This window comes from Baaleninema sp., assembly GCF_049974805.1.
Lineage (GTDB): Bacteria > Cyanobacteriota > Cyanobacteriia > Cyanobacteriales > Geitlerinemataceae > Baaleninema.
In genome coordinates this window covers 1-11021 of the sequence record NZ_JBNGCO010000133.1, presented here as the reverse complement: position 1 = coordinate 11021, position 11021 = coordinate 1, and the positions used below count along the sequence as shown (strand labels likewise).

General features: G+C 52.1%; 7 protein-coding genes. 6 read left to right on the top strand and 1 reads right to left on the bottom strand.

Features of this window, described 5'->3' with window-relative positions; genetic code table 11:
* Positions 1–91 precede the first annotated feature (91 nt).
* Positions 92–616 carry a peptide deformylase gene (gene def / locus ACP5D4_RS18940; RefSeq protein WP_428013177.1) on the top strand — a complete coding sequence of 175 codons (525 nt, stop codon included), beginning with the start codon at positions 92–94 and terminating at the stop codon, positions 614–616.
* 426 nt (positions 617–1042) lie between these two features.
* The gene (locus ACP5D4_RS18935) at positions 1043–3115 is read left to right on the top strand and encodes a thioredoxin domain-containing protein (RefSeq protein ID WP_428013176.1); all 2073 of its coding nucleotides are present in this window, start codon (positions 1043–1045) and stop codon (positions 3113–3115) included.
* Positions 3116–3265: 150 nt separating this feature from the next.
* Here ACP5D4_RS18935 and ACP5D4_RS18930 read toward each other — a convergent pair whose 3' ends face one another.
* The gene (locus ACP5D4_RS18930; RefSeq protein WP_428013175.1) at positions 3266–4705 is read right to left on the bottom strand and encodes a hypothetical protein; all 1440 of its coding nucleotides are present in this window, start codon (positions 4703–4705) and stop codon (positions 3266–3268) included.
* A gap of 569 nt (positions 4706–5274) precedes the next feature.
* Between ACP5D4_RS18930 and ACP5D4_RS18925 the strand changes: the two genes are divergently transcribed.
* From ACP5D4_RS18925 to ACP5D4_RS18910, 4 genes are all read left to right on the top strand, one after another.
* A complete protein-coding gene (locus ACP5D4_RS18925) occupies positions 5275–5952 on the top strand; it encodes a sigma-70 family RNA polymerase sigma factor (RefSeq protein ID WP_428013174.1) in 678 nt (225 codons plus the stop codon).
* Positions 5949–6884 carry a DUF1822 family protein gene (locus ACP5D4_RS18920; protein WP_428013173.1) on the top strand — a complete coding sequence of 312 codons (936 nt, stop codon included), beginning with the start codon at positions 5949–5951 and terminating at the stop codon, positions 6882–6884. Before ACP5D4_RS18925 ends, ACP5D4_RS18920 begins: the two co-directional genes overlap by 4 nt.
* 209 nt (positions 6885–7093) lie before the next feature.
* The gene (locus tag ACP5D4_RS18915) at positions 7094–10066 is read left to right on the top strand and encodes a CHASE2 domain-containing protein (protein WP_428013172.1); all 2973 of its coding nucleotides are present in this window, start codon (positions 7094–7096) and stop codon (positions 10064–10066) included.
* A gap of 18 nt (positions 10067–10084) precedes the next feature.
* On the top strand, positions 10085–10900 hold the full coding sequence (locus tag ACP5D4_RS18910) for a DUF928 domain-containing protein (RefSeq protein WP_428013171.1): 816 nt from the start codon (positions 10085–10087) through the stop codon (positions 10898–10900).
* Positions 10901–11021 lie beyond the last annotated feature (121 nt).

Below are 11021 nucleotides of genomic sequence, written 5' to 3'. Positions count from 1 at the left end.
ATTTTAAATGCCGCCCTGGAAGGGCGGGGCTTGAAACCCCTAATTTTCGGTCAAAACAGAGAGAACCCATCCCAGAAGGAGGCGAATTTTCATGGAAATTTTGGAATTGGGACATCCGGTATTGCGGGAAAAGGCAAGATCGATCGCCGACGTTCGTCAACCCCATATCCAACAGCTTATCGATTCGATGTTGGTGACGGTTCGAGACGCCGATGGCGTGGGTTTGGCGGCGCCCCAAATCGGCGAGTCCCTGCGTTTGTTGGTTATCGCCTCTCGTCCCAATTCTCGCTATCCCGACGCGCCGATGCTGGAACCGACGCCGATGGCCAACCCTCGCGTTTTGCGTCACTCTGAGGAACGCGCTTTCGGTTGGGAAGGCTGTTTGAGCGTTCCGGGGCGCCGGGGTTGGATTCCGCGATATCGGGAAGTTGAGGTGGAATATCTCGATCGATCTGGAAATTTACAGTGTCGGGTGTTGCGAGATTTTGTCGCGCGGATTTTTCAGCACGAATTCGACCATCTCGAAGGGTTGGTGTTTCTCGATCGCGTGCAGAATCCCAACGATGCGATTCCCGAATCAGAGTATTGGAAAAAAGTCAAGCCTCTCGGCGCGTAATAAAACGCGAAATTCATAATTTTTTTTGAAGATTCTCTTTGAAAAAAGAGAATTTTTTTGTTACATTCGATAAAAGTCTTTTCCGGGTTGGAGAGGACACCACAGAGACACAGAGGACGCGGAGGCGGAGAGGGTTTGGCCGCGAGCGGGTTTTCAATCTCTCTGTGGGTATACCATTGAGGAATTTCAGTCATTTCTAAGAAAATTTATTCAATTGTAAAATAGCCTATATTGGGTTTTATCCTGTTTGCGATTAACACAAAAAACCGAAGAATATATGCAAATAAATCATTTTAAAAATAGGGTTGTTGCGTGATTTTTTCATTAAAACTACTTCGTAAGAAACGGGCGATTGAAACATTCGTGAAATTCCGATAGATCGAAATCCAAAAACCCAAAATCAATTGATTCACAAGGAGAAACTTCATGACGAACCGTTTGGCAGACACGCAAAGCCTGTATTTACGCAAACACGCCGAAAATCCCATCGATTGGTGGCCCTGGTGCGACGAAGCCATCGAAACCGCCCGTCGCGACGACAAACCGATTTTCTTATCCATCGGCTATTCGAGCTGTCACTGGTGTACCGTCATGGAGGGGGAAGCCTTTTCTGACCAGAGCATAGCCGAATACGCCAACGCGAATTTCATCCCCATCAAAGTCGATCGAGAAGAACGTCCCGACATCGACAGCATTTATATGCAAGCCCTACAGTTGATGGTAGGACAAGGGGGTTGGCCGCTCAACGTTTTTCTAATTCCCGATAGTTTAGTCCCCTTCTACGGCGGAACCTATTTTCCGTTGACGCCCCGCTACGGACGACCGGGATTTTTACAGGTGTTGCAACAACTGCGACAGTATTACGACACCCAAAAAGAAAAACTCAAAGCCATCGAAACCGACATGATGGCCTCGTTGCAACAGGTGGCGTCGATTCCCCCAGAATTGGAAGGAATGGGCGATCGATCCCTGTTCGACAAAACCTTACTCGATCGGGGCTTACAAGTGAGCGTCAAACTCATCGAACCGGACGATCGCGCCCCCAGTTTCCCCATGATGCCCTACGCCAACGCCGCCTTACACGGGATGCGCTTCGACTTAGGGGAACAGGTGGCCGATCCGCGATCGACCTGCCAACAACGGGGACTCGACCTCGCCCTTGGAGGCATTTTCGACCAGGTAGGCGGCGGCTTTCATCGCTACACCGTCGATGAAACCTGGACGGTACCCCACTTTGAAAAAATGCTCTACGATAACGGGCAAATTCTCGAGTATTTAGCGAATCTGTGGCAAGCAGGAATGCAAGAACCGGCGTTCGATCGTGCCGTCTCGAAAACCGTCAGTTGGCTGCAACGGGAAATGACCGCCCCCGAAGGCTATTTCTACGCCGCCCAAGATGCCGATAACTTCGAGAAACCCGACGACACAGAACCCGAAGAAGGGGCATTTTACGTTTGGACGGATGCCGAATTGCGCCAACATCTCAGCCAAGACGAATACGCTGCCTTAACCGACGCCTTCGACATATCTCCGTCCGGCAACTTCGAGGGGCGCAACGTCTTACAGCGTCGCCGAGGCGGAACCCTCAGCGAAACCGTAGAAGCCGCCTTAGCCAAACTCTTCGCCCTGCGCTACGGCGATGGTGTCACCTTTGACGACCCCTTTCCCCCCGCCCGCAACAACCAGGAGGCGAAAAGCCGAGATTGGGCGGGGCGCATTCCCCCCGTCACCGATACGAAAGCGATCGTCGCCTGGAATAGTTTGACGATTTCCGGCTTGGCGCGGGCATCCGTGGCGTTCCAGCAACCGCGATATTTAGATCTCGCCCGGAACGCCGCCGATTTCATTTTGCAGAATCAATGGGTGGACGGACGCTTTCACCGCCTCAATTACGACGGTGAAGCCTCGGTGTTGGCGCAGTCGGAAGATTACGCGCTCTTGATTAAGGCGCTGCTGGACTTACACCAAGCGGGGGCGACAGGGTATTTAGACAACGCACTGAAGGTACAGGCGGAGTTCGACGAGTATCTCTGGAGTTTGGAATCTGGGGGATATTACAACGCGGCGAAGGACGCCAGCGACGACCTCATCGTTCGGGAACGAACCTATACGGACAACGCGACGCCTGCGGCCAACGGGACGGCTATGGAAAATTTGGTGCGGTTGGCTTTGTTGACGGAAGAGGTGGAGTATTTGGACCGCGCCGAACGGGGGTTACAGTCGTTCGTGCCGATTTTGATGCAGATGCCTCAAGCTTGTCCGAGTTTGGCGAAGGCGTTGGATTGGTTCCAACATGGAACAGTTGCCCGGACGACGGAAGCTGAGGTGGACGAGTTGTCGCAGCGGTATTTGCCGACGACGGTGTTGAAGGTGGCGTCGGAGTTACCGGAGGGGGCGGTGGGTATCGTCTGTCACGGGTTGATGTGTTTGGAACCGGCGGGAAGTCGCGATCGACTTCTCGAACAAATTCAGACGAAATCGCTCGAATCTCGGGGTTGAGGTTCAACACCGAGACACAGAGGACAGGGAGAGGGGGGTTGATAGAGGGAAGACAGGCTTCCCTCTATACTCTTGAGTCGTCGGAGTTTGAGGCGATCGGCGGATTTTGTATCCAAATTAACAAATTACACCCTAATCTCAGAAGACCCTTTACTGTTCGCGGAAAAGGGTTTCGTCGAAATAGGTTTCTTCGGTATCTGGAATCGAAGTGTTTAAGGTTGAGGGAGTGGGTAATCCGAGGAGGAGGGGGTAATTCAATTCTGAGCGGTGTTGCGAGAATATTTGGTAGTTTTTCAAGGATTCTCGGTAGCGGTGCGGTCGATCGTCGTTGGGATTGCGAAGTAAGCTGTACTGGGTGTCTCCGTCGATATAGAGGGTAAAAATGATGTTGAATAACTCGAAGAAGGATACGACCCAGTGACAGTCTTCTTCGGGATAGTCCATGTAGTATTGGACGAGTTGGGCGACTCGTTTTTCGAGGTGAAGGCGAGCGTGGGGACAGATTAGAATTAATCTCGCCAGGGTAATGACGAGGGTTAACAGGCTGCCTTGAGATGCCAATAAGACAAATAAGTCTGAAGGGGTTTTGCCGTTTGTGGTGGTGATTAAGTCGATGGTTCGGTTGCAAGTTCTTAAGATGATGGAGTTTTCTAAGGCATCGTCTTCGTCGAACTTGCACAGGCGATCGAGATAATTCGAGAGGCGCATCTCGAGTTTTTGTTGGATTTTGGGCATCCAACCGTAAAAGGTGACGTACTTGAGTAAGGCGACTTTGAATTGCGCGAAATTGAATTCGGGGATGGCGGTTAAAAAACTTTGGGCGAGGTGGGTGTAGCCGAATTTATCCCAGTTGGCAACGATAACTTTCAGAAGTTTTAGGACGCTATCGCCTAAGGCGGTGGGATTTTTAAAGCGGTTTTTGGGCGCGTTCGAGAGTTGCGAACGCGCGATATACATGGCTAAATCGAACTTGAACTGACATTTGAGTTGGTTGGAGATCGTCCGGGCGATTTCTTGTTGTTCTTGGGGATTCTCGGGATTGGCATACTGAAAGACTAATAGATAGGAGGTATAGCGTTCGCTCCAATGTTTGGGGGATTCTTCGGTTTGTTTTTTTTCGGATTTGTGTTTGGAAACTAAAAGTTGTAAGTCCTGGTAGTCTTGGCTTTCAACGAATTCTTTGAGCCAGTTGTTCAATCGCGATCGCACGAGCAAACCGCAGGGTCGATCGAAGTTGACTTCTTCAAAGGATTCGACTAATTTCAATACATTGTCGATATACCGTTCGGTTGCCCAGTTATTAATCAGGATGTAGCAACATCGTTTTAGGGTTTCGTGAAAGGCGTCTCGATCCTTTTTGAATAGCATCTCGAACAGCGCCTTTAACGTTTCTTCGTTGAGGTCAGTTTGTTGGTAGTTAAAAAACAAACACTGAAATTCCTCAAGGGCGCGTTCGGGTAAATATTTGTGAACGAGCTGTAGAACAAACTGGTAGATAACATCTTGACATTGTTCGATATCCATCGTCTTGCAAGCCTCACAGTTCGAGTGGCGGCGAGAACGTTGAAAGTCCGGTAGAACAAAATTCATGGCAGTTCCCGTCATGGCAGTTTCCGAAAAGGGTTGGGGAGGTATCGTCAGGGGGGAGTGGAACAAAATGGCTCTACGTTCGTCAGATATCTTAGGAAAACCTGGTAGATAACACCCCACCCTTACACTGCGTCACGATCGCCTTGGCGGTGATGAGGGGGATAGGTCTGGAACCGAAACCTAAACCCTCGATCTCCAGGTCTGCCTATCGCTTCGACTCATCTCGTAACACTCGACTCTGTCCAAAGGAACTGCATCGGACGGCTTGGGTTGGGAAAGTCGGTGCAGTTTTCGACCTCCAAGGTGTTACTGCGATCGAACGGTTGGGTTTTCGCAGCGATCGACCCCAAATTTTTCAAAAATTTACAAAAAATTCACAAAAATTTCTTGACTTTGTTGCGAAAACCTGGTTTTAGCCTCGTGTAACTCAGTAGCAGGGTGAGGAAAGTCCCTCGAGTGGCGATGGCCTCCCAAGGGCGAGTTGACGCACCGCCAGAAGATTAGACTGAAAGCGGTTCGATCGCACGCCAGAGACCCCCTCGCTCCCGCTGAACTCCAATCGCTTAGTCATGGACGATCTCAACGAACGGCTCTGTCAGCTCGTCGTAGAAGCTCGACGCTATCCCCTCGGAAGTGTCGAGCGCCAAAGGCGGCTTTGCCAGATTTACCGACTCGTGAGTCAATCCGGCAAACTGTGGCGAGATTCCGCCCCCTACTACAACGACGCTCTGCAGGAAATGTGGGAATACTGCTTCGATCGATTGGAGGAATACGACCCCAGGGTGAAACGAGTCACCACCTGGCTCGACGACGAACTCAAACGACGACTGAGGCGATATCGCGATCGACAACGCCGCGAAACCCACCGTAAAGTTGCGCCCTTAAAAACCGAAGACGGTTCGACGTTCGACCCTGTAGACGGTTTGCCCGCTCGAGAAGACGTTCGTCCCGCCTTAGACATTTGGTACAACACCCTCGATTGGGTGCGTCGCGACCCGGACGGTCGCCTGCAAAACACCTATTTTCGTCATCGACGGGACATCAACTGCCAAGTCTTGTTTCTCAAGCGATTTCCCACTGAAACCCCCTGGAAAACGATCGCGGAGGAATTCAACCTCGACGACGCCGCCACCAAAGATTTACCGAAATGGTACAACCGCCGATGTTTGCCGTTGTTAAGAGATTTCGGTGTTGCCAACGGCTATCTCGACGAGGCCGATCGCTCCACTCACAACAAGCAGCCATGAACAGCAAATCCCGTATTCTACAAGAGGCTGTCTCTATGCCCGTGACCGAGAACGCCAAACAACTCGCCCGTCAGTTTGCCGGCCAGCAACCGACGGCGGATAAAGCCCGTCGTGTATACCTCAATACCTTGGCCGTCTACGCGATCGATAATTTCCTGCGGATGATGGGCGTTGCCACGGCACCCGAGGCCGGGGATAGCTCGAATGCAGCCGTCCGCTTTGCCAGCGACACCGCCGATTTGCCCTTGGTGGGGCTGGGGCGGTTGGAATGCCGACCTTCGACAGATTCGACTGCGACAGTGTATCCGGTGCCGCCGGAGGTACGGGACGATCGCATCGGGTATACGGTGGTTCGCCTCGACGAAACTCAAGATCGCGCGACGCTGTTGGGCTTCGTTCCCCATGTACGGGAAGGGACGATTCGATCGCGGGATCTTCAACCCATCGAAGAATTACTGGTTTACCTCCATCGACTGCGGGTTACGGTTCCTGTGGCGTCTCCTCTGGTGATACCGCCTCAAACGGTTTTGAGTCGCTGGCTCGATGGGGTGTTCGAGAGCGGTTGGCAGGCGTTGGAAACCCTGTTCGAGACGCCTCATGCCGAATTGGCTTTTCGATTGCAACATCAAACGGTGAAACGCGCCAAACGCTTGACCGTCGGTTCGACTGCGATCGCCCTCACTGTGGCTTTGGATACGACGCAAACGCCGAAAATCGAACTGTTGCTGGCACTGTACCCCATCGAAGCGTCTTATCTTCCCCCCCATTTGAAATTGCTGTTGTTGGACGAAGAGGATAAAGCGGTGATGGAGGCGGAGACGCGCCAGGACAATCACAACGTACAATTCGAGTTTCGCGGCGAAACGGGCGATCGATTTAGTGTTCGGTTGGTGTTAGATGACGAAAGTATTACGGAAAGTTTTGCGATTTGAGGGTTGGCGAGTGGAGAGGGGGCGTTGGAACATCTTGCGCTGTACCAATCCTCGACATCCCCGGTATCTTGGAGATACCGGGGATGTGGTAAATGGTGGACATTTGCCAAAATTTTCAACAAAATTTTCAACAAAATTTTCAAACTTTCTCCCATCGAGAAGATCGATCGGGTCGAGTATGCTAGGCGTGAGGCGATCGAACATCGAACATGGCTCAAGTCGGGGTACTCAAGCTAGTCGGCCATATGGCATCGGGGTTTCAAGCCACCTTAACCCTCGGCGGTGAAGGGGAATTTCCCAGCTTGGAAACTACGGGAAAATTACCGCCAACCACGGACTTAAACCTCACCTATCGCCAATGGCAAGCCACTTATCGCCAACTGGGAAAGAGCGATCGCACTATCGTCCCCGAAAAAATCACCTACGACGGCTCTCCCAACCGCAGCCGGGAAGACTGTCGCCGCCACGCCGAACGCCTCCGACAGGCCTTCAATCAATGGTTAGCCGGCGAGGGCTTTCGCCCTGTGCGCGAATGCTGGCTCGAACAGTTGAACCCGACTGAAGAAACCCGCTTGGTGGTTCGCAGTTACAGCCGCTCGATTTTGCGTTTACCTTGGCATTTGTGGGATGCGGTGGAACCCTATCCCAACGTGGAAGTGGCGATTCACGTTCCCAGTACCAACGGACGCCTCGCCAAAGTCTCGACGCCGCCGGGGAAAGTTCGGATTCTCTCGGTTCTCGGCGACAGTCGCGGTATCGATACGGAGAGCGATCGCAGCCTCCTCGAAGGTTTACCGGGCGTCGAACTCACCACCCTGGTGGAACCCCAGCGTCAGGAGTTGAACGATCGCCTGTGGGATCAACCCTGGGATATCTGGTTTTTTGCGGGACACGGCCACACGAAAAACGGTAAAGGCCGCCTTTACATCAATGCTACGGATAGTTTGAGCCTCGACGAGTTGAAATACGGCTTGCGTCAAGCCATCGATCGCGGGTTGCAATTGGCGATTTTTAACAGTTGCGACGGTTTGGGGTTGGTGTGGGGACTCGAAGAGTTGCCGCTTCCTCAGTCGATCGTTATGCGCGAACCGGTTCCCGATATCGTGGCGCAAGCGTTTTTAAAATACTTTCTTAAAGCTTTTGCGGGCGGAAAATCCTTTTATCGATCGGTCCGAGAAGCCCGAGAACGCTTGCAAGGGTTGGAACGAGAGTTTCCTTGTGCGAGTTGGTTGCCGACGATTTGCCAACATCCGGCGGTGATTCCTCCCACTTGGGAAAGTTTGGGGGGCGAACGCCGCAAATCTCCCCGGCAAGATATTGTCACGATGGTATTCACGGATTTGGTGAATTCGACGGGAATTAAAAATTATTTGGAAGGGACTGATATTCGCGGACGAAATCGGAGTTATCTTGAGGAGATTTTGTTGCCGCACCGTCGGCGAGTTGAAGAGAGTTTAAAACAATACAAAGGTCGCGTTGTTAAAACTGAAGAAGATGCCTATTTTTTAGTTTTTGCTAATCCTGTACAGGCGGTAAAATGGTCGATAAATTTGCAAGAAAGCCACCGAAATAACCCGATTCCTACACCTTTTGGCAATTTAGAGGTTCGCATCGGAATGCACACGGGCAGTCCGTTACATGAAGGTTCGGATTTTATCGGTCAGGAGGTGGATTATGCGGCGCGAGTCTCGGGTTTTGCCAACGGCAAACAAATTTTGCTATCGGAGGTTACGGCGGCGTTAATTCGTCAGGAAAAACGAATTCGAGCTACGTTAGAACCTATGGGAGAGCGCCTGTTAAAAGGCATCGGAACCGCTCCTATTTTTAAGTTGAAGTATCGCAAGGATTCTGATTCCGATTTGAGAAAGGTTTTCCCGAAGAAGGGAAACGTCCGAGGGGAGGTTTGGCGAAGTTTAGCCAACCCGATCGCTCTCGCGGTGATGGTGGCGGGATTGGTTTTGTGGGGACGCTGGCAGGGCTATTTTCAACGGTGGGAATTGAAGGCTTACGATAGGTTAATGCGACAGCAACCCGTCCTCGGACTTGACGATCGCGTTACGGTGGTGCGCGTGACGCAAGAGGATATCGATTTTCTCGACCAACCGGAGGAAGAAACGGATTACGGACTGCGATCGCTCTCCCATCGTAGCCTCGATCGATTGATTTCTATTTTGGAAAACTATCAACCCCGCGTGATGGGATTGGATATTTTTTTACTGGGAAAAATTGACGATCGCTATGGAACTTTAAAACAAGCTTTGACGGAGGGTCGGTTGGTGTCGGTCTGTTTCGATCGATCGAATTTGTATTCGGACGATATCGAAGCTCCCCGCGAGTCTCCGGTGGACGCCATCGGTTTCGTCGATCTTCCGGTAGACGAGGATATGGTGACGCGCCGCAGTCTCTTATTTCGAGGTATCCGAGACGAGTCGGTTTGTCAAACGAAAACCGCTCGATCGTTTAGCGTCGTCTTGGCGTTGAAGTATCTGGAAGCGGAAAATATCTCCCGTGAGGATGATTCCGACGATCGGTTTTTCCAAGTTGGCGATCGCAAGCTTTTCTCGTTAAACCTCCATCGCGGCGGCTACCATCACCGGGATTCGGGGATCGATCGTGCGTTTCAAATTTTGCTGAACTATCGACCCTATGGCGACTATACCCGCGATATCGCCAACGTGGTGTCGTTACAACAGGTGTGGAACGAAAAACTGCTTGAGGGAGAACTGCGCGATCGCATTGTCATCATCGGCGTCGATAAAGTCCATGTCGATCGTCACCGCACCCCTTTCAGTCAAAACGAGCGCGTTGAAGAGACGATACCGGGGGTGTTCGTTCACGCGCAAACGGTGAGTTTTCTCCTCGATGCGGCGATGGGAGAACGTCCGCCGATTTGGACTTGGCCGGCGTGGGGCGATGGTTTCTGGGTGTTTCTGTGGTCCAATGTCGGCGGAATCGTCGCCTGGGGTGTTTGTCGCCAGTCCGGCCAACACCTGAGTGGGGGGCGCGGGTTCCTGGTGGTGGGACTGGGGAATACAGCCGCGTTTGTCCTGTTATACGGAGTCTGTTGGGGCGTTTTCAGCCAAGGCGGTTGGATTCCCCTGGTTCCCGCTGCGATGGCGCTGTATCTGACGGGCATCGGCGTCACCGCGAATACAATACGGATAGCCCGAATCGATCGATAGCTATATCGGGGACTTGCTATGAAGTTAAAACACTCGGCGATTCAATTGACGGCGGCCGCCCTTGCGGTTGCAAGTTGGACGAACCTCGTCCGAGCGGTGGAACCGAACTCGATGGCGGTTGCGAAAAAGCTGCCCCTGTCGATGACGAACCGACTGGCGGCAGAAGGGGGAAATCAAGAGGTTGAAGATACGGTTCCGGCGGGAAGTTCCGTAATCTGGCAAAATCGCCGCCAGCAGGAAGCTGAAGGCGCTCGCGTTCCGGGGGGGACTTTTGGTTCGACGGACTGTCCGAGGCTCGATCGATCGTTGGCGGCGTTGGTACCGGGGCGCGATGGGGACGCTTTTGGGCTGTTTACGATGCAGGAGCGTCCGCAATTTTGGTTTTACGTTCCCTATCCGTCAGATTCGCCGGAATTAATCTTGACGGCGGAGTTTGCGATCATCGATCTCAGCAACGACGAGGTAATTTACGAACAGCGGGAATCTTTGGCGGAGACGCCGGGAATCATAACGGTTTCGCCGACGGTGACGCTCACTGAAGGGACATCCTATGCTTGGGAATTTGCGATTACGTGCGGCGACAGCGATCGCGTCTATGTGAGCGGTTCGATCGAGCGGATTTCCTCCCCTATTGCTCTACCGCCACCTCTCGACGATCGAATTCTGTTTTACGCTCGAGCAGGGGTATGGCCGGAACTGTTGGCTTCGATCGATAATCTATACGATGTCGATCGAGATTTAGCCCGGGAACGCCTGCGCCAGTTATTTACATCGAACTCGGTGAATTTAGGCGATTTTGTCGAGGAAGTCGATGTGTTTTTCCAGAACAATTAACTCAGTATCCCACTAAAACAAACGGGGCCCAGTGGTACGGACTGCGATATTTTGGGTTGACTTTTAGACTTTTTTGTGCTAAATGAAGTGCCTCTGTTTGACTGGAGCCGCTGACTAAATA